We start from the raw sequence: 17,077 nt of genomic DNA, 5'->3' as shown, positions 1-17,077 counted from the left end.
GACTGATCTGCCGGGTTCGCCGTCGGCGTCGAAACAGTGCTCGGCCCCTCGGTAGACGCCGAGGCTCGTGGGGACGAGCGTGCTACTGCACGTGCTGGGAACAGAAAGGCCGCGGCCGGGTCGAAGCGGTGGAGCCGGACCGTCCTCGAACCGGGCCGCGCTGGGAGTCGCGGACGCGGTCGGTCTACTCGCCGAGAAGGTCCTCGACCAGCGCCTCGGGGTCGAAGCGCTCGAGGTCGTCGTACCCCTGCCCGGTCCCGAGGAAGAGGATGGGCTTCCTGGTGACGTACGCGATGGAGATGGCGGCGCCGCCGGAGGAGTCGGCGTCCGCCTTCGTGAGGATGGCGCCGTCGACCGCCGCGGCGTCGTTGAACTCCTTCGCGCGGGTGACCGCGTCCTGCCCGGCGACGGCCTCGTCGACGAACAGCGTCATGTCCGGGTCGACCACGCGGTCGATCTTCTCCAGTTGAGCCATCAGGTCGTCGGAGGTGTGAAGCCGGCCCGCCGTGTCGCCAAGCACCACGTCGATGTCGTTGGCCTTCGCGTACTCCACGCCGTCGTAGATGACGGCCGCGGGGTCGCCGCCCTGGTCGTGGGCGATGAGCTTCCGGTCGAGGTTCTCGGCGTGCTCGCGGATCTGCTCGTTGGCGCCCGCGCGGTAGGTGTCGCCGTTGGCCATCACGGAGGAGTAGCCGCGCTCCTCGAGCCACTCCGAGAGCTTCGCGATGGAGGTGGTCTTGCCGACCCCGTTGACGCCGGTGAAGACGATCGTGACGGGCTTGTCGGCCTCGGCGAGCCGCTCCTCGAAGTCGAACTGCCCGACCGCGATCACGTCCAGCAGCGCGTCGTGGAGCGCCGCCTCGACGAGTTCGCCGGTCGTCTCGACCTGCTTGCGGCTCTCGCCGAGCATCGTCTCGCGGACGGTGTCGAGGATCTCCTCGGCGACGCTCATCTCCACGTCGCTCTCCAAGAGGGCCATCTCCAGCTCCCAGAGCGGCTCCTCGAGGTCCTCCTCCTCGATGATTATCCGCCCGGTCGCGAACGCCTTCGCGCGCCGGAAGGTGCTCGGGCCATCGTCCTCGTCGCCCTCGCCGGTCGCGTCCCCGGCCTCCTCGGCTTCGTCCGCGGCGGCGCCCGCGGGGGCGTCGGCCGCGGCGGCCGGGGTCGCGGTCTCGTCCGTCTCTGACCCCTCCGGCGCGGCCGCTTCGGGCTCCGCGTCGGACTCAGAGGCGGCCTCGGCGTCGGCCTCCTTCGCCTCGGTCTCCTCCTCGACATCCTTGCGGAAGTCGTTCAGTTTGTCCTTCAGTCCGTCGAACACGGTTCGTTACTCGTCGTCGTCGGCCTGCTGCTGCATCTGCTGCATCTGCTGCTGCTGCATCTGCTGTTGCATCTGCTGGGCCTGCTGTTCGAGCTCGCTGCTCTCCTCCTCGAGCTCGTCGATCTCCGCCTGCGTCTCCTCGATGCGGTCGTCGAGGGCGTCCTGCTTCGTGCGGAGCGCGTCGATGGCGTCGTCCTGCGCCTGCTCGGCCGCGTAGTTGCCGCCGAGCGAGACGACGACCTCGTCGATGTCCTGGACCTCGGCGCGGAGGTACGCGCCGCCGCCGAGCGGCACCTGCACCGTGGAGCCGGACTCCAGCGTCTCGATGGCCTCGACGGCCTCGTCGATGTCGGACTGCTCCTGTCGATAGCCGGCGACCTCCTCCTCGAGGGCCTCGATCTCCTCGTCGAGCGCCTGCAGTTCCTGCGAGAGCTGCTGGAGTTGCTGCTGACCGCCGCCCATCATGCCGCGGACACCTCCGTGATCTCGATCTGGGTACGCTTCCGGTTGTGCTGGCTCCCGACCTGGCTGTAGATGCGGTCCTCGGCGACCGATTCGTTCGGCGCCTCGACCGTCTTGGTGAACGGCTGGTCGCCGTCGCGGCTCTGGAACGTTCCGCTGATCGTGAACTCGCTCATGGACGAAAACGGGGCTGGGAGAGGGAAGTATCTTCCTAAACGGGGAGCGACCCGAGAACCTCCCGAACAAGCCCCGACCGCTTCACACGCGATGGTTTAACGACGGACCCGATTCGGCGTCGGCGGGGTTGCGGTCGCGGTGCCCTGCTGACGTGGTGCGGTCGGCGCGCGCCGCGGCGACCGCGAAGCGCGTCGCCGCGACCGCGCGAGGGAGGCCACGGGCCGGGCGCGATGCGGCGCGTTGCGGTTTCCGCGCCCGGCCCGCGGCCGAGGCTGGGGAGGGATGAGGCTGCTGTGCGGTTGCGGAGCGAGTGCGGTGCTGTGCGGTCGCGGTGCGGAGCGGGGCGGGATGGGGTGGGACTGAAAGGGGCAGCCGGCTCGATCCGGGCCCCGACGAAGCTAGCACCGCAGTCCCGCGGCGACCTCGTGTCGCCGCGACTGTCTGAGGAGCACAGCGAGGCGCGGCCGGTCGAGCCGGCTGGGGCTTTCGGGGTGTTGCGGTCCAGCACAGCAGGCTCCGCAGCAGAACCAGATCAGCAAACCGCGTGTGGAGAGCCGGCTGGGGCTTTCTGAGAGTAGCCGCCCCGATCAGCCAGATCAACAGCGAAAACGGAACCCGAACCGGCCGATACTGACGGCGAACCGCCGCATGGCTCGACCACTTACCCGGTCAGGTCCGCGCGTTCGAACCGGACCACGGCGAGCGCGACGAGCGCCGCAGAGCCCACCAACAGGATCCCGCCCCCGACCCAGTCGTACTCGGCGTTCACCAGTATCGCCGAGGGGTCGTAGTACGCGGTCGGGCTGATCGCGCCGAGCCGGTCGTACTCCGTCAGCGCCGTCAGCGACTCGAACATGTAGAGGGCGAACACCGTCCCGAGCGCGACGCGTTGGGCGATCCCGGCCCGGTCGAACAGCACCGACGCGAGCACGCCGATCGCGGCGCACGCGAGGTGGTACGGCACCGCCAGCGCGTGGACTGCGAGCAGTCGCTCCGCGGCGATCGTCTCCCCGATCCCGAGCACGCCGAGGTACGCGACGACCGGCAGGACCGCGTTGAGCGCCAGCACGAGCGGGACCAGTCCCAGGAACGCGCCGACGACCACCGAGCGCCGACGGACCGGCGCCGCGAGCGTGAGGTCCATGCGGCGGCTCTCCACGTCGGCCGCGATCGTCTCGCCGCCGAGGTACGCGAGGTAGAGCCCGACGAGGATCACCCATGCGAACTGGTAGAACTCCACCGCGAGGAACCCCTCCACGGTGGCGATAGTAATGATCCCGAACAGCTCCCGGAACGCCGGCGGGAACGCGTCGACGTACGCGTCCATGTCGATGCCCGAGTCCGCGAACGCGGGGAAGAACGCGAGGAAGACGACGACGAAAGCCGACAGCAGCCCCGTCAGCACCGCGGTCCCGCGCCGTCGGCCGGCCGCCTCGTAGCGGGCGATCGCCAGCCACGCCGGTGGACGGTCGGCCGGACTCACGCCTCGACCCCCGCCGAGTCCCCCGATCCGGTCCCTGCCGATTCCTCGTCCGCCTCGCCGTCGGGCTCGCCGTAGAACCGGAGAAAGACGTCCTCGAGCGGCGCGTCGCGCACGTCGAGGTTCGCGATCGGGCGCTCGGCCAGCCACGCGACGAGGTCGTCGTAGGCGCCGGTGTAGGTGAACGAGACCGGCGTCGGGGTCCCCTCGCCGACGCGCACGTCGTGGGTGCCGGCCAGTCGCTCGAGCGAGTCCTCAACGCGGCCCTCGGTCCGTTCCCCCGCCCGCGGACCTGCCCCCGAGACCGCCACGCGAACGCGCTTGCCGGCGCGCTCGAGCAGGTCGTCGACGCGTTCGACGGTCGCCAACCGTCCGTTCCTGACGATCCCCACGCGGTCACAGAGGGTCTGCACCTCGCTCAGGACGTGCGAGGAGAGGAACGCGGTCGCGCCGTCCGCGACCGCCTCCTCGACGAGCGCGTTGAACTCCTCCTGCAGGAGGGGGTCGAGCCCCGCGGTCGGCTCGTCGAGTACCAACAGCTCCGGGTCGTGCATGAACGCGGAGACGAGCGCGACCTTCTGTCGGTTGCCCCGGGAGAGGTCGCCGATGCGGCGCTCCGCCGGAAGGCCGAACCGGTCCACGAGCTCTCGCCGCCGCGTTTCCCCCTTCAGGTCCGCCTGCAAGTCGAGGTACGCGGCGCCGGTCCGGTCCGGATCGAGGCCCGGATCGCTCGGCAGGTAGCCGATCCGCCGACGCGCCTCCAGGAACTCCGCCTCGTCCGTCGGGTCGCGACCCAGCACGCGGACCGACCCGCCGGTCGGGGAGAGAAAGCCCATGCACGTCCGGATCGTCGTCGTCTTGCCGGCGCCGTTCGGGCCGAGGAACCCGAACACCTCCCCCTCCTCGACGGTGAGGGAGACGTTCTCTATCCCCCGCACGTCGCCGTAGTACTTCGTCAGCGCCTCCAGTTCGAGGGCGGCCATGGCTCGGACTCCGCGTGGGGAGGAGTAAAAGGTACTGCGGAGCGGGACGGAGCTGACCGACGGAAGGGGGTCCGCGCGGCGGCCGTCGGCTCAGTCGATGAAGCCCAGCGTGTCGTCGATGCGGCCGAGCTCCGGGCCGGTGGTGTCCTGCCCGACGACGTACCCGTCGTCGTTGGCGATCAGCCCCGATCCGACGAGCGGGCCGCCGTAGTTGATCGTACCGAGGTCGGCGTACACGTCGAGGTGCTCCTCGACCGTCTGCAGCTGGTCCTCGGTGGACTTTGGGTGACAGAGCACCCCTTCGTTGTTCGCGACCGCGGCGGTGCCGACGGTGTGGACGTCCGCCAGCGAGCCGCGCTCGACGGGGACGCCGAGCGCGTCGCGGACGGTCGTCACGGCCTCGCGGTCGAGGTCGGGGTGGACGTACGCGCCGTAGTCGTTGGCGAGCACCACGTTCCCCGCGGCGTTGATCTTGCCCGGGAGTTCGTGGACCTCGGCGTCGGCCGCGTCGGCGATGCGGTCGACCTCGCGAGCCGTCGCGCGCTCGGAGACCAGCACGCCGTTCTCGTTGCCGACCGCGAGCGCGCCGACGGTGTTGGAGCCGCCGACGGTCGTGGGGACGACAGTCGCGTCGAGCTCCTCGCCGAGGTCCGCCTGCAGCGACTCGTCGATGTCCGGGCGGACGAGCAGCGTGTCGTCCGCGACGCGCGCGAACACGCCGACGTACGCCGACCCGGCGAAGGACGCCCGTAACACGCTACTCCGCGGTCTCGGCTTCGACGACCGATTCGCCGTCCTCGACGAAGCGGGCCGCGCGGACGCGGAGCTTGCTCGGCGGGTTCGTGCGCCCGTTCGCCCAGACGGTCTCGTTGACCGAGGCGTCCAGCGTGACGGCGTCCTCCTCGACGGAGAAGTGCTGCGCGAGGTGTTCGCGCACGATCTTCATCGCGTAGTCGGCGCGCTCCTGCTTCGGCTTGTCGTTGGCGTCGCGGAGCGGGATCGTGACGACGCGCTCCTCGAAATCGTTCGTGCTCATTTACTCGTCCAGGTCGTTGCGTCGCCAGTTGCGCCGCTTGGGGTTACGGGTGACGTTCATGTCGGTCTTCATCATGACCCACGTGGGGACGCGCGTGTTCTGGCGTTCCTTCTTCGCCAGCCGCTTCTTCTTGGCCTTCGACTTCTTGCCCATAGTGGGGCAATCTTTCGACGGCGCACATAAAACCCCTTCCATACGAGCCGCGGCCGCGGGAGCGTGTCACCGCCTCTCGTGGCGGTTTTCGTCCGGTCGACCGCCTTCGTAAGCCTTCGTGACCGGCCACGATCGACGGTTGGGTTCGCTGCTGCAGGTGGCTGGTAGAGGTCGCTGTCGCGAGTGGCTGTAGCGGTGCTGTGCGGTCGGCGCGCGCGAGCAACGCGCGCGAGGGAGCCCGCAGCCGCGGTCGCGCTGCGGTGTGGTGCGGTCGCGCGACCGCGACTGCGGCGAGGTTGGGGAGGCGTGAGGCTGTGGTGCGGTCGCGGTGCAGAGCGGTGCGGGGCGGGACTGAAAGGGGCAGCCGGCTGGGGCTTTCTGAATGTTGCTGTCCAGATCAGCAGAATCTGCAGCAGAACCACATCAGCAACCGCGTATGGAGGGCCGGTTGGGACGTTCTGGACGCTCCTGTGTCTCGCTCGCGCACCCAGTGCGGCCGGTTCCACGCGAGTTATCCGGACGGACGCCAACGGGGAGGTGAGATGGACCTCGACATCGACCTGCGGTCGGACACGGTCACGAAGCCCTCGGACGCGATGCGGGAGGCCGCCGCGAACGCCGAGGTGGGCGACGACGTCTACCGCGACGACCCCGCCGTCAACGAGCTGGAGCGCCGCGCCGCGGAGGCGGTCGGCATGGAGGACGCGCTGTACGTCCCCTCGGGAACGATGGGCAACCAGATCGCCGTCCGCGTCCACACCGAGCGGGGGAACGAGCTCCTGCTGGACGCGGAGGCGCACATCTACCGGTGGGAGCTCGCGGGCGTCGCGCAGCTCTCCGAACTCCAGACCCGCACCGTCGAGACGGGCGAGCGCGGCGTCCCGACCGCGGAGCAGGTCCGGTCGGGGCTCGTGGACGAGGACCTCCACCGCCCCGGCACGGGCCTCCTCGCGCTGGAGAACACCCACAACTACCGCGGCGGCACGGCGATCCCGAAGGCCCGGATCGACGAGGCGGCCGAAGCGGCCCACGAGGCGGGCGTGCCGGTCCACGTCGACGGCGCGCGGCTGTTCAACGCCGCCGTCGCGCTCGACACCCCCGCGTCCGAACTTGTCGTGGACGTCGACTCCGTCATGTTCTGTCTCTCGAAGGGGCTCGGCGCGCCCGTCGGCTCGATCCTCGCGGGCTCGGAGGCGTTCGTCGAGGAGGCCCGCCGCGTCCGCAAACTGCTGGGCGGCGGGATGCGGCAGGCCGGCATGATCGCCGCGCCCGGACTGCTCGCGCTGGACAACGTCGACCGCCTCGCGGAGGACCACGCCAACGCCGCCCGCCTCGCCGCGGGCCTCGACGCGCTTCCGGGCCTCGCGGCCGACGACCCGGACACGAACATCGTCGTCGTGGACACCAGCGAGGCCGGCGTCCCCGCCGACGAGTTCGTCCCGGCCTGCAAGGAGCGCGGCGTCGGCGCGGTCGCGTTCGACGACTACGTCGTCCGGTTCACCACGAACCTCGGCGTCGACGCCGACGACGTGGACGAGGCGATCGACCGCGTCGCCGAGATCGTGGCGTAGGCCGCTACCCTACTCGTACAGCAGGCTCTCGGCCTGCTCGACGCGCCGCGATACGTCGAAGGCCGCCCGTTCCGGGTCGGCGCCCGCGGCCAGCCGGTCGAGCGCCAGCAGCACGTCGGCGCCGCGCCCCTCGGCGTGGTCGAGTAGCGCCTCGACGCTTCCCCGCTCCAGCGCCAGCGAGCCCAACTTTCCGACCGCGAGCGCGAACGCCGCCCCGGCCTCGCCCGTCGGGAAGCCGTCGGCGACGCGGTCGAACGCGGCGTCGTCCGGCGCCGGCGCGTCATCCGCGTCGACGGCGCGCACGCGGAGGCATCCGGGACAGAGCGCCGCCGCGTCGGCCCCCTCGGGCGCGTGCTCGCGGAGCGCGGGCGGGACGGCGAAGCGGACGCGGTCGGCACCGCAGTCGGGACAGGACATGGCCCGGTGTCGGGGCGGCCGGGAGAAAAACCGGACGGTGGTCGTCACAGAGGACAGAAAATTTGGAGTGACAGAAAACGCGGAGCGACAGAAAACGCGAGACGACGTGCGCGCGTCAGTCGGCCGCTTCGACGTCCGTCTCCGCGGCGGCCTCGGCCGCCTCGGCGGCTGCCTGCTCCTCTTCCTCCTTTTCGGCCTCCTCCTTTTTCGCCTTGATCTTCTTCATGCGGAAGATCTCCTCGCGCTCCTGCTCCTCGAGTTTCTGCTCGATGTACTCCTGGTTCTCGTAGAGGTTGGGCAGGAGGGTGAACTCCAGCGCGTTGACGCGGCGCTTGGTGGTCTCGATCTCCGTCAGCATCTTTTTCATCGCGGTCTCGACCTCGGCCGCGAGGATGATCGTCTCCAGCAGCTCCTCGTAGGCGTCGGCCGCCTCGTCGATGCGGGCCGAGGAGCCGAGCAGACCGTAGCCGCGCTCGTCGAGCGACTTCTTCACCTTCGAGGACTCGATCTGCGGGACCACGACGCCCATGATGTTCTTCGACTGGGTCGTGATCTCGGGGTGCTCCTTCAGCGCCGCGGCCGCGCCGCGGACAGCCACGTCGCCCTCCATCGCGCGGGCCATGTCGATCTTGCGCTGGGCGGTCTCGTAGTCGGACGAGAGGTCGGAGCGGACGTCCTGCGCCTGGTCGAGGATGTCCATGAACTCCATGATGAGGCCGTCGCGCTTCTGTTCGAGGGTGTCGTGCCCCCGCTCGGAGAGCTCGATGCGATCCTCGATCGCCATGAGGTTCTTCCGAGTGGGTTTGACGTCCTTGGCCATCTCTTGTCGAAGCGTTGCCCCCGTAGGAGGTTAATAGTTGTCTGTTCGGTCCGTCCGGCGGCGACCATGCGGGCGACGGTCAGTTACGGCGTCCGTCCTCCGCGACCGCCGATCGCGTCCGCGAGACCGCGGTCGCGACCGTCAGCGCGGCCGTCACGAGCAGACCGACCGCGATGGCGAGCACGAACGCCAGAAGCAGGAACCACCCCTCCGGGCCGAGCACCGGGTACTCGCGGGTCCCGCCGGCCGGTCCCCACAGTTCGAGCACGCGGAACAGGTAGGCCGTCACCGCCACCAGCACACCGACGCCGATGCCGACCGCCGCGTTGCGGCGCACGCGGAACTCCTCGAACAGGGCGATAAGCGGCGGGCGACCGGGTCGATCCTCGCTCACGCGCGACGGTACGGCCGGGGCGCTCAAAACGGCGTCGGGTCCGACCGGTCGCGGCGGCGAAGCGCGGCCGAGAGCGCCTCGGAGCTCGTCGCCGGCGGACGATCAGTAGCGACAGCGCTCAAGTGGAGGGCGGTCGAAGCCCGGGTATGACACGCGTCGTCCTCCCGGACTACCCGATGGTCGATCCGTCGATCCACCGCGAGGTGCTCCGCGACCGCCTCGACGAGCCGGTAACGGTGAGCGTCGCCGACCTCGGCTCCGCGGATCGGCTGGTCGAGGCCGCGGCCGGGAACGGGGACGAGGAGCCCGCGACCGTCGTCGTCACCGACGTGGGGACGCCGGTTCCCGAGAGGGCCCTGGCGGCGATGACCCCGTCGCTGCAGGGGGTCGTCCGTTCCGCGGTCGGCGTGAGCAACGTCGACGTGGCGGCGGCCGCCGAGCGCGGCGTCGCCGTCGCGAACGTCCCCGGCTACGCCGACGACGAGGTCGCGAGTCACGCGGTCTCGCTGCTTCTGTCGGGGGTTCGGAGCTTACAGCCGTACGACGAGGCGGTCGCGGCCGGCTCCTGGGACTGGCGCGACGGCGCCCCCATCGGCCGCCTGTCCGAGGCGACCGTCGGCCTCGTCTCGTTCGGCCCCATCGCGCGCCGGTTCGCAGCCCAGGTCGCCGGGTTCGACGCGGAGCTTTTGGCGTACGACCCGTACGTCGACGCCGAGGAGATGGCGGCTCACGGCGTCGAGAAGGTCGGCTTCGATGCGCTGTTCGACCGCGCCGACCACGTCTCGGTCCACACCCCCCTGACCGAGGAGACGCGGGGGCTCGTCGACGCCGACGCGCTCGCTCGCCTCCACGAGGGGTCGGTCCTCGTCAACACGGGCCGCGGCCCGGTCGTCGACGAGGGGGCCCTGCTGGCGGCGCTGGAGGAGGACGCGATCAAGGCGGCCGGGCTCGACGTGCTGGCCGAGGAACCGCCCGACGACGACCCGCTCGTTGGGCGGCCGGATACGGTCGTCACCCCGCACGCCGCGTGGTACAGCGAGGACGCCCGCGAGGAGGTGAATCGCCGCGCCGCGGCCGACGCGGCTGCGATGATCGCCGGCGGGGAGCCCGAGGGGCGCGTGGATCCGGAGGCCGCGTGGCTGTGAGCGACGACGCGGCGGTTCCGCGGGACGGTAAGGCGACCCGGGGCGGCAAGGCGATCCGAGACGGTGGCGGTCGGCTCGATCCCGACCGCGTCTACGGCGCGCTCGCCGACCGGCTGCGCGGGGACCCCCTCTCGGCGGACGTGGTGGCGTTCCCCGACGGCTCGATCGACTACCGGTGCCGCGCCGAGGTGGGCGCCGGCGGCCGTTCCCCCTCGCGCCGGGAGCTCGGAGAGGGGATCGCCTCGGGCGAGCGGAAGTCGCTCCGGCTCGTGCCCGAGCGGGGCGAGCCCGGGGGACAGGCGGTGAACCTCGCGCGAGGCGCGCACGCGCTCGGCGCGGACGTGGCGCTGTTCGGCCACCTCGACCACGAGGCCATGTCCGCGCTCCCCTTCCGGACGCACTCGATGGGCGAGCCCGCGTCGGTGCGGATCGTGGACTTCGACGACGGGGCGGTGATGCTCGCGGAGGAGTCGGCCGACATCAGGACGTGGGGGTTCGACGACCTGCTCGCGGCGGCCCCCTCCCGGGAGGCCGCGGTCGGCGCGCTGGCCGGCGCCGACGCCGTGGCGTGCTGTAACTGGGTGTCGTTCCCCGACATGCCGGCGGCGCTCCGGACGCTCGCCGAGCGCGTCGGGGAGCGGCGGGCGACCGGCCCGCCTGGCGGGGACGACGACCGGCCCGTCTTCGTTCTCGACCCGGGCGACGTGGTCGGGAGCGACGACGGCGCGATCGCCGAGTTGCTGTCGGTGCTCGGCGCGCTGAGCGACGCCTACGACGTGGTCCTGAACGCGAACCGCCGGGAGGTGCGGGCGGTCGCGGCGGCGGTCGGGATAAACGGCGCCGACGAGGGGGCGCCGCCGGACCCGGAGGCGCCGGCCGACCCCGCGGCCGACGACCGGCGGATCGCGGCGCTCCGGGAGGCGGCCGGGATCGCAGGCGTCGTGATGCACGCGCGGCCGCGAGCGGCGATGGCCACGCCGGATGGCGTGCTCGCGCTGCGGAACCTCGACGTGGGCGAGCCGCGGCGCTGGACGGGCGGCGGCGACCGCTTCGGCGCGGGGCTGGCGACCGCGCTCGGCGCCGGGTGGCGCCCGGAACTCGCGCTGGCGCTCGGCAACGCCGCCGCGTCCAGACACGTCGCGGAGACGGGGATCGGCGGCCCAGAGGCGCTCGCGGCGTTCGTCACGGACCCCGAGTATCGCTCCGATCGAACGCCGGGGGCGGACGGATGAACGACGGAACGGACTGATCGACCGTCGCGGCTCCCCCTTCGTGGTCACTGGTCACGGCACGCCAGTGCTGGTGCTGTCGGCGCGCGCGAGCAACGCGCGCGAGGGAGGCGGCAGCGCGGCCGCACTGCGGGGCGTTGCGGTTCGCGGCCGCGCCGCCGCCGAGGCTGGGGAGGTGCGAGGCTGCTGTGCGGTTGCGGAGCGGTGCGGTGGCGGTGCTGTGTGGGGTGGGACTGAAAGGGGCTGCCGGCTCGATCCGGCCCCGGCGCCTCAAGCACCGCAGCGAGCTGTGCGGAGAGCGAGGAGCGCAGAGCGTGTCGCGGTCGGTCGAGCCGGCTGGGGCTTTCTGGGTGGTACTGTCCAGCACAGCAGGATCGACAACAGACACAGAAAAACCGCCGTATAGAGAGCCGGCTGGGGCTCTCTGGGTGGTACTGTCCGGCACAGCAGGAGCAGCAACGGAACGATTGCTGTCCGAGGGACCCGGCTGGAACTTTCGCTCCGATTCACGTCCGCCCGATCGGTCCGTGCTCGTCGCCGACCACCGGGTACAGACGGCTTCGAAACGCCGCTGGAGCCAACCTCACTCCGCAGCGTGCTCGGCCAGCCACGTCTCGATGGCGTCCGCGTTCGCGCCGCGGCGGTGGACCGTCCCCGACCCGGGGTCGACCACCGTGCTCTCGGCGCCGCCGGTCTCGCCGCCGTCGAGCACGACCGCGGCCCCCTCGCGGATCCTGTCCGAGAGCGACGCGACGCGCCGGACGCTCCCCGTGCCGGAGACGTTCGCGCTGGTGGCGGTGACGGGCGAGTCGGCGCGCTCCAGCAGGCCGAGCGCGACCGGGTGGTCCGGGACGCGGACGCCGACGCGGTCGCGGCCCGCGGTGAGCGCGTCCGGCACCGCGGCGTCGCGCTCCACGACGACGGTGACCGGCCCGGGCAGGAACGCGCGCATAAATGCCTCCTCGCGCTCGGTGGGGCGCGTGTGGTCGAGCGCGGCGTCGACGCTCGGGACGCCCAGCGAGAGGGGGTTGTCGCGGTCCCGGCCCTTCAACTCGAAGACGCGCTCGACGGCCGCGGGATCGAGCGCGTTCGCTCCCAGTCCGTAGACGGTCTCCGTCGGATAAACGACCGCCTCGCCGTCGGCTATCGCCGCGGCGGCGCGGTCGAGGTCCTCGTCGGTGACGCTCATCGAACGAGGGTGAGCCGGCGGCGCGCAAAAGGGTGACGGGGTCGTTTCGCTCCCGGAGCGCACGAACGCCGCACCTACAGGTCGTCCAGCGCGTCCTCGACGGCGTCGTAGTCGGGGAAGTCGGGCTGGGTCTCGGCGACCCACGCGTACTGCACCTCGCGGTCGCCGTCGATCAGGAAGACGGCGGGCCGGGCGTCGACGATCCCGGTCATCCCGTCGAGGTCGTTCTCGATCCCGTACTCGGCGACCACGTCCGCGGCCGGGTCCGAGAACAGGCGGGCGTCGACGCCCCGCTCCGCGAGCAGCGTCTTGTGCTCGTACGGCGAGGAAATGGAGAGGCCGACGACCTGCACCGCGTCGGTCCAGCCGCGGTCGCGGACCTCGTTCCAGACGTACGTCGCCTGGAAGGCGCCGTCCATCGGGTAGGCGACCAGCAGGACCGGCCCCTCGTCGGTCAGCTCGGAGAGCGAACGGTCCTCCCAGAACTCCTCGCCGACGAGCGGGCGCGTGAAGTCCGGGGCCGTCTCGCCCGCGGCGACGTGGTCCGTCTCGGGCAGGTCGACCACCTCGAAGTCGACCATCAGGCACCCCCCTCCCCGTAGGTCGCCTCGAGGTACTCGACGATGTTCGCGCTCTCGGACATCGTGACGCCCGTTCGCTCGTCGACGATGGCGGGGACGCTCCGCTTCCCGGAGACCCGCTTGACGACGTTCCGCTCGGAGTGCATCGGCTCGATGAACCGGGAGTGGTAGTCGAGTCCCAGCTCGTCGAGCGTCCGCACCACGCGCTCGCAGTAGGGACACGCCTGTAGTCGGTACAGGGTGATGTCTGAATCGGCCATATCCCGCTTTGGAACGCCGCAAGGGTAACCGTGTCGGCGGTCGTCCGGGTTGCCGGTGTCGGAAGCCGAACCGACCGGATCGGCTCGCTGACACGCCCGGCCGGTCGTCACGGCGCGAGAGTCGATGCGGGCGTTCAGACCGGCGCGAGAGCCGGCGAAGTCGGGTCGGAGGGGAACCCTTTAATTGCCGCCCGACGCACCTCAAGTGAGAATGGGCTTGTCGCCGACCACGCTTACGTTCACCGTCCTCCAGCTACCGGCGGTCGATCGGACGACGAAGACGGTACTGGGAGCGGTCGCCATCCTCGTCCTGGTGGGGCTGTCCGCGTTCTTCTCCTCCTCGGAGATCGCGCTGTTCTCCCTTCAGAAGCACCGTGTGGAGTCGATGGTCGACGAGGGGATCCCGAACGCGGAGATCATCGACGACCTGAAGTCGAACCCCCACCGCCTGCTGGTGACGATCCTCGTCGGCAACAACATCGTCAACGTGGCGATGTCCTCCATCGCGACCGCGCTGTTCGCGCTGTACCTCTCGCAGGGACAGGCCGTCTTCGCGGCGACGTTCGGCATCACGACGCTCGTGCTGCTGTTCGGCGAGAGCGCGCCGAAGTCGTACGCGGTCGAGAACACCGAGTCGTGGTCGCTGCGCGTGTCGCGGCCGCTGAAGTACGCCGAGTACACGCTGATGCCGCTCGTCGTCCTCTTCGACTACCTCACCCGGCTCGTCAACCGAATCACCGGCGGCGGCACCGCCATCGAGTCCACCTACGTCACCCGCGAGGAGATCCAGAACATCATCGAGACGGGCGAGCAGGAAGGCGTCATCGAGGAGGACGAACGCGAGATGCTCGACCGCATCTTCCGGTTCAACAACACCATCGCCAAGGAGGTGATGACCCCCCGGCTCGACGTGACCGCGGTCCCCAAGACCGCCAGCGTCGAGGAGGCGATCCAGACCTGCGTCCAGTCCGACCACGAGCGCACGCCCGTCTACGACGGCAACCTCGACAACATCGTCGGCGTCGTCAACGTCCGCGACCTCGTGCGCGAACTGCGCTACTCGGAGGGCGAACCCTCGCTCGAACGCGTGGTCAAGCCCACCCTGCACGTCCCGGAGTCGAAGAACGCCGACGAACTGCTCCAGGAGATGCAGGACAACCGGCTCCAGATGGTGATCGTCATCGACGAGTTCGGCACCACCGAGGGGATCATCACGCTCGAGGACATGGTCGAGGAGATCGTCGGCGACATCCTGGAGGGCGACGAGCCCGAGCCGGTGGAGTTCCTCGACGACAACACCGCGGTCGTGCAGGGCGAGGTGAACATCGACGAGGTCAACGAGTTCCTGAACATCGACCTCCCGGAGGGACAGGAGTTCGAGACGCTCGCCGGCTTCGTGTTCAACCGCGCCGGCCGCCTCGTCGAGGAGGGCGAGGAGATCGAGTACGACGGCGTGAAGATCCGTATCGACCAAGTCGACAACACCCGGATCATGCGCGCTCGCGTCACCGTCACGGAGGAGTACGGACGCGAGGAGGAGACCGAGGAGCCCGACGAGGAGAACGAACCGCTCGACACCGAGGAGTGATCGGGACGCGTCGGCTCCGAATCCTCCCTTGACGGCCGATCCGGGAGTCCACCCTTGACGGCCGCCCCGAGGTCGCGGCCCGTCTCAGCCGATCAGCGCCGTCACGCCCCAGTAGACCGAGAAGCCGAGCGCCAGCGCCAGCACCAGCGACCCGATCCACGCGAGCACGGTGTAGAGCATCTTCTTCCGGCTGACGCCCGCGTCGCCCGCCGCGAAGCCGGAGCCGACGATGGCGGAGACGATGATCTCGTTGAACGAGACGGGGATGCCGAACGCGACCGCCGTCTGGGCGATGGCGAAGGAGGGGATCAGCGCGGCGATGGACCGGCGCGGCCCCATCGAGGCGTAGTCCTGCGAGATGGCCTTGATCATCCGGGGCGCGCCGGTCCACGACCCCGCGAGCAGGCCGACGCCGCCGCCGACCAGCACCGCCCACAGCGGGACGGCCGCCCCATCGAGCAGGGGGACGAGGGGGCCGATGGCGAGACCGACCTGCGAGCCGCCGGCCGAGAAGGCGACCAGGCCGCCGAGCGCCAGGAGGAAGCGCCGCTGAGCGCCCGCGCGGTCGCGACCGAGGTCGGCGAACACGGCCGCGGCGACCAGCGCGGCGACCGCCGCCGACACCGCGACCGCACCGACGGTGAACGCCCCGACTACGGGGAGGTCGACGGACCCCGGAGCGAGCCCGTCGCCCAGCGTCCCGGCCAGCGAGCCCGCCTCCCCGTCGGGACCCAGCGCCGCGAACCCGACGTTGGCGACGATGACGCCGACCGCACCGGCCAGCACCGCGGTGAGCTCGCGCTCCGGGAACCGGTCACCGATCAACGCGCGGGCGGTGAGGAACGCGACGCCGCCGCCGAGGAACGGCGTCAGCACCCACAGCGTGAGGATCTCGCCGTACTTCGCCCACGCCGGGTCGCCGCCCATCGCCATTCCGACGCCGACGACGGCGCCGGTGACGGTGAACGCGGTCGCGATCGGATAGCCGGCGAAGACGCCGACCGCGACGAGTGTGGCGGCCGTCACGAGCGCGACGATGGCCGCGCCCGCGGTGAGCGTGACGCCGCCGATGAGTTCGGTTCCGACCGCCTCGGTGACGTTGGCGCCCTGCAGCACCGCGCCGAAGAAGCCGAGGACGCCGACGACGAGGCCGGCCCGCATCACCGAGATGGCGTTGGCGCCGACCGCGGGCGCGAACGGGGTCGACCCCGAGGAGCCGGCGCCGATCGACCACGCCATGAAGAGGCTGGCCGCCCCCGCCACGAGGAAGGTGACCGCGGTTTCGAGCGCCATCTACCGTTTCCCGTCCTCGTAGCCTTCCCGGAGCCCCAGCACCGTCCGCCGGACGAGGAGGTATCCGAAGAGGAAGAATCCGACGAGCACGGCGATCAGGCCGAGGTAGATGGGGTCCTGCAACGGCATACGCCGCGGTAACCGGGGCACCGGGTTAGGCGTTTCGGCGAGCCGCGACGAACGGCGGCGCCGTCCGGTTGCTAAAACGGCCGTTTGTGCTTAGACCACCTATATACTGTCAACCGGTCTAGTGGAGGATGCGGCATCGGTGTCGGCTCGCCCACCGCCGACCCGACCGCGAGACCGTCCGGCCGCTGCCAGCACCGTCACCCACGTTGCGACGCCCCCCACGTCGCGTCCCCACCGCCGGACGGCCTGTTTCGCCCGCTTCGGCCCTCCACTCGCCGACGCCGTGGACAGTCCACCGGTGCCGGTGTCTTCTTCCGACCCCGCGTCAGTCGGAGCGTCGCGGCTCGACCCGGAATCGCTCGAACGTCTCGCCGCCCGGTGTCACGAGCCGCCCGTCGAGCCCGTCGCCGTCGGGGACGAGTTCGGCGTGTGCCGCCCTGTTCCCGCGCGGCTGTGCGTGGCTGCCGGGGTTGAGGAGCGTGACCGCGCCGGTCGCGTCGACGGTGGGTCTGTGGCTGTGCCCGAACACGACCGCGTCCGCGTCGCGCTCGCGCCCGAACAGCGCCAGCGCGGTCGCCCCGCCGCGGCGCGTGTGCGTCACCGCGAACCGGACGCCCGCGTACTCGACGACGCGCTCGGCCGGGAGGCGGTCGCGGACCGCGGCCGTCGCGTTGTTGCCGGTCACCGCACGGAGCGTGTCGGCCGCCTCGTAGAAGGCGTCGAGCGCCGATTCGGTGTAGAAGTCGCCGGCGTGGACCACGAGGTCGGCCTCGCGGACCGCCTCCAGCGTCCGCCCGGTCAGCCGATGGCCCTCCTCGCTGTGGGTGTCCGAGACGACCGTGAGCATGGCAC

21 protein-coding genes are annotated in these 17,077 nt (G+C 71.0%); 4 read left to right on the top strand and 17 right to left on the bottom strand.

The window, feature by feature from the left end; all coding sequences use genetic code 11:
* Window positions 1-184: 184 nt before the first annotated feature.
* The 8 genes from ftsY to ACZ432_RS09550 form a co-directional block, all read right to left on the bottom strand.
* Window positions 185-1,318 (bottom strand): signal recognition particle-docking protein FtsY, encoded by a 1,134-nt coding sequence (gene ftsY, locus ACZ432_RS09585; RefSeq protein ID WP_426962520.1) that lies wholly within the window; start codon window positions 1,316-1,318, stop codon window positions 185-187.
* A 6-nt stretch (window positions 1,319-1,324) separates the two neighbouring features.
* A complete protein-coding gene (gene pfdA / locus ACZ432_RS09580) occupies window positions 1,325-1,780 on the bottom strand; it encodes a prefoldin subunit alpha (RefSeq protein WP_426962784.1) in 456 nt (151 codons plus the stop codon).
* A complete protein-coding gene (gene rpl18a, locus ACZ432_RS09575) occupies window positions 1,780-1,956 on the bottom strand; it encodes a 50S ribosomal protein L18Ae (RefSeq protein ID WP_058367126.1) in 177 nt (58 codons plus the stop codon). Before rpl18a ends, pfdA begins: the two co-directional genes overlap by 1 nt.
* 662 nt (window positions 1,957-2,618) lie before the next feature.
* Complete coding sequence (locus ACZ432_RS09570; protein ID WP_426962521.1) at window positions 2,619-3,440, bottom strand: ABC transporter permease subunit; 822 nt, start codon at window positions 3,438-3,440, stop codon at window positions 2,619-2,621.
* A complete protein-coding gene (locus ACZ432_RS09565) occupies window positions 3,437-4,420 on the bottom strand; it encodes an ABC transporter ATP-binding protein (protein WP_426962522.1) in 984 nt (327 codons plus the stop codon). Before ACZ432_RS09565 ends, ACZ432_RS09570 begins: the two co-directional genes overlap by 4 nt.
* Before the next feature lie 90 nt (window positions 4,421-4,510).
* On the bottom strand, window positions 4,511-5,176 hold the full coding sequence (locus tag ACZ432_RS09560; RefSeq protein ID WP_426962523.1) for a translation initiation factor IF-6: 666 nt from the start codon (window positions 5,174-5,176) through the stop codon (window positions 4,511-4,513).
* A 1-nt stretch (window position 5,177) separates the two neighbouring features.
* A complete protein-coding gene (locus ACZ432_RS09555) occupies window positions 5,178-5,456 on the bottom strand; it encodes a 50S ribosomal protein L31e (RefSeq protein WP_426962524.1) in 279 nt (92 codons plus the stop codon).
* Window positions 5,457-5,609, bottom strand: coding sequence for a 50S ribosomal protein L39e (locus ACZ432_RS09550; RefSeq protein WP_058367121.1), 153 nt, complete (start codon window positions 5,607-5,609; stop codon window positions 5,457-5,459). It lies immediately after the preceding gene.
* Window positions 5,610-6,151: 542 nt separating this feature from the next.
* Here ACZ432_RS09550 and ACZ432_RS09545 point away from each other — a divergent pair.
* Window positions 6,152-7,180: a threonine aldolase family protein gene (locus ACZ432_RS09545; RefSeq protein WP_426962525.1), complete on the top strand. Its 1,029-nt coding sequence runs from the start codon at window positions 6,152-6,154 to the stop codon at window positions 7,178-7,180.
* Between the two features lie 9 nt (window positions 7,181-7,189).
* Here ACZ432_RS09545 and ACZ432_RS09540 read toward each other — a convergent pair whose 3' ends face one another.
* The 3 genes from ACZ432_RS09540 to ACZ432_RS09530 all read right to left on the bottom strand — a co-directional run bounded on the left by ACZ432_RS09540 (window position 7,190) and on the right by ACZ432_RS09530 (window position 8,811).
* Window positions 7,190-7,597, bottom strand: a complete 408-nt coding sequence (locus tag ACZ432_RS09540) for a DUF6276 family protein (RefSeq protein ID WP_426962526.1) — start codon at window positions 7,595-7,597, stop codon at window positions 7,190-7,192.
* Window positions 7,598-7,712: 115 nt separating this feature from the next.
* Window positions 7,713-8,417, bottom strand: coding sequence for a V-type ATP synthase subunit D (locus ACZ432_RS09535; RefSeq protein WP_426962527.1), 705 nt, complete (start codon window positions 8,415-8,417; stop codon window positions 7,713-7,715).
* A gap of 79 nt (window positions 8,418-8,496) precedes the next feature.
* Window positions 8,497-8,811, bottom strand: a complete 315-nt coding sequence (locus tag ACZ432_RS09530) for a DUF7536 family protein (protein ID WP_426962528.1) — start codon at window positions 8,809-8,811, stop codon at window positions 8,497-8,499.
* Between the two features lie 146 nt (window positions 8,812-8,957).
* Between ACZ432_RS09530 and ACZ432_RS09525 the strand changes: the two genes are divergently transcribed.
* Together ACZ432_RS09525 and ACZ432_RS09520 are read left to right on the top strand one after the other, a co-directional pair.
* A complete protein-coding gene (locus tag ACZ432_RS09525) occupies window positions 8,958-9,956 on the top strand; it encodes a C-terminal binding protein (protein WP_426962529.1) in 999 nt (332 codons plus the stop codon).
* Window positions 9,953-11,188, top strand: coding sequence for a hypothetical protein (locus ACZ432_RS09520; RefSeq protein ID WP_426962530.1), 1,236 nt, complete (start codon window positions 9,953-9,955; stop codon window positions 11,186-11,188). The genes ACZ432_RS09525 and ACZ432_RS09520 overlap by 4 nt, the downstream gene beginning before the upstream one ends.
* 580 nt (window positions 11,189-11,768) lie before the next feature.
* Here ACZ432_RS09520 and ACZ432_RS09515 read toward each other — a convergent pair.
* From ACZ432_RS09515 to ACZ432_RS09505, 3 genes are all read right to left on the bottom strand, one after another.
* A complete protein-coding gene (locus tag ACZ432_RS09515; RefSeq protein ID WP_426962531.1) occupies window positions 11,769-12,374 on the bottom strand; it encodes an L-threonylcarbamoyladenylate synthase in 606 nt (201 codons plus the stop codon).
* Window positions 12,375-12,448: 74 nt separating this feature from the next.
* Window positions 12,449-12,955 carry a redoxin domain-containing protein gene (locus ACZ432_RS09510; protein WP_426962532.1) on the bottom strand — a complete coding sequence of 169 codons (507 nt, stop codon included), beginning with the start codon at window positions 12,953-12,955 and terminating at the stop codon, window positions 12,449-12,451.
* The gene (locus tag ACZ432_RS09505; RefSeq protein ID WP_426962533.1) at window positions 12,955-13,215 is read right to left on the bottom strand and encodes a glutathione S-transferase N-terminal domain-containing protein; all 261 of its coding nucleotides are present in this window, start codon (window positions 13,213-13,215) and stop codon (window positions 12,955-12,957) included. The genes ACZ432_RS09510 and ACZ432_RS09505 overlap by 1 nt, the downstream gene beginning before the upstream one ends.
* A gap of 211 nt (window positions 13,216-13,426) precedes the next feature.
* Here ACZ432_RS09505 and ACZ432_RS09500 point away from each other — a divergent pair, with 211 nt between their 5' ends.
* The gene (locus tag ACZ432_RS09500) at window positions 13,427-14,803 is read left to right on the top strand and encodes a hemolysin family protein (protein ID WP_426962534.1); all 1,377 of its coding nucleotides are present in this window, start codon (window positions 13,427-13,429) and stop codon (window positions 14,801-14,803) included.
* 84 nt (window positions 14,804-14,887) lie between these two features.
* Here ACZ432_RS09500 and ACZ432_RS09495 read toward each other — a convergent pair whose 3' ends face one another.
* The 3 genes from ACZ432_RS09495 to ACZ432_RS09485 all read right to left on the bottom strand — a co-directional run bounded on the left by ACZ432_RS09495 (window position 14,888) and on the right by ACZ432_RS09485 (window position 17,072).
* Entirely contained in the window at window positions 14,888-16,096 is a 1,209-nt protein-coding gene (locus ACZ432_RS09495; protein ID WP_426962535.1) for an inorganic phosphate transporter, read from the bottom strand.
* Window positions 16,097-16,225 carry a DUF7859 family protein gene (locus ACZ432_RS09490; protein ID WP_281176564.1) on the bottom strand — a complete coding sequence of 43 codons (129 nt, stop codon included), beginning with the start codon at window positions 16,223-16,225 and terminating at the stop codon, window positions 16,097-16,099.
* Window positions 16,226-16,550: 325 nt separating this feature from the next.
* The gene (locus ACZ432_RS09485; protein WP_426962536.1) at window positions 16,551-17,072 is read right to left on the bottom strand and encodes a metallophosphoesterase; all 522 of its coding nucleotides are present in this window, start codon (window positions 17,070-17,072) and stop codon (window positions 16,551-16,553) included.
* Window positions 17,073-17,077: the final 5 nt, after the last annotated feature.

This window comes from Haloparvum alkalitolerans (assembly GCF_055381565.1).
The sequence above is the reverse complement of the archived record's forward strand: the minus strand, read 5'-3'. Positions and strand labels throughout refer to the sequence as shown.

Coding starts and splice junctions, on each gene's coding strand:
- pfdA (WP_426962784.1), bottom strand. CDS start 1,780: ATGGGCGGCGGTCAGCAGCAACTCCAGCAGCTCTCGCAGGAACTGCAG.
- rpl18a (WP_058367126.1), bottom strand. CDS start 1,956: ATGAGCGAGTTCACGATCAGCGGAACGTTCCAGAGCCGCGACGGCGAC.
- ACZ432_RS09565 (WP_426962522.1), bottom strand. CDS start 4,420: ATGGCCGCCCTCGAACTGGAGGCGCTGACGAAGTACTACGGCGACGTG.
- ACZ432_RS09555 (WP_426962524.1), bottom strand. CDS start 5,456: ATGAGCACGAACGATTTCGAGGAGCGCGTCGTCACGATCCCGCTCCGC.
- ACZ432_RS09550 (WP_058367121.1), bottom strand. CDS start 5,609: ATGGGCAAGAAGTCGAAGGCCAAGAAGAAGCGGCTGGCGAAGAAGGAA.
- ACZ432_RS09545 (WP_426962525.1), top strand. CDS start 6,152: ATGGACCTCGACATCGACCTGCGGTCGGACACGGTCACGAAGCCCTCG.
- ACZ432_RS09540 (WP_426962526.1), bottom strand. CDS start 7,597: ATGTCCTGTCCCGACTGCGGTGCCGACCGCGTCCGCTTCGCCGTCCCG.
- ACZ432_RS09535 (WP_426962527.1), bottom strand. CDS start 8,417: ATGGCCAAGGACGTCAAACCCACTCGGAAGAACCTCATGGCGATCGAG.
- ACZ432_RS09525 (WP_426962529.1), top strand. CDS start 8,958: ATGACACGCGTCGTCCTCCCGGACTACCCGATGGTCGATCCGTCGATC.
- ACZ432_RS09515 (WP_426962531.1), bottom strand. CDS start 12,374: ATGAGCGTCACCGACGAGGACCTCGACCGCGCCGCCGCGGCGATAGCC.
- ACZ432_RS09510 (WP_426962532.1), bottom strand. CDS start 12,955: ATGGTCGACTTCGAGGTGGTCGACCTGCCCGAGACGGACCACGTCGCC.
- ACZ432_RS09505 (WP_426962533.1), bottom strand. CDS start 13,215: ATGGCCGATTCAGACATCACCCTGTACCGACTACAGGCGTGTCCCTAC.
- ACZ432_RS09500 (WP_426962534.1), top strand. CDS start 13,427: ATGGGCTTGTCGCCGACCACGCTTACGTTCACCGTCCTCCAGCTACCG.
- ACZ432_RS09495 (WP_426962535.1), bottom strand. CDS start 16,096: ATGGCGCTCGAAACCGCGGTCACCTTCCTCGTGGCGGGGGCGGCCAGC.
- ACZ432_RS09490 (WP_281176564.1), bottom strand. CDS start 16,225: ATGCCGTTGCAGGACCCCATCTACCTCGGCCTGATCGCCGTGCTCGTC.
- ACZ432_RS09485 (WP_426962536.1), bottom strand. CDS start 17,072: ATGCTCACGGTCGTCTCGGACACCCACAGCGAGGAGGGCCATCGGCTG.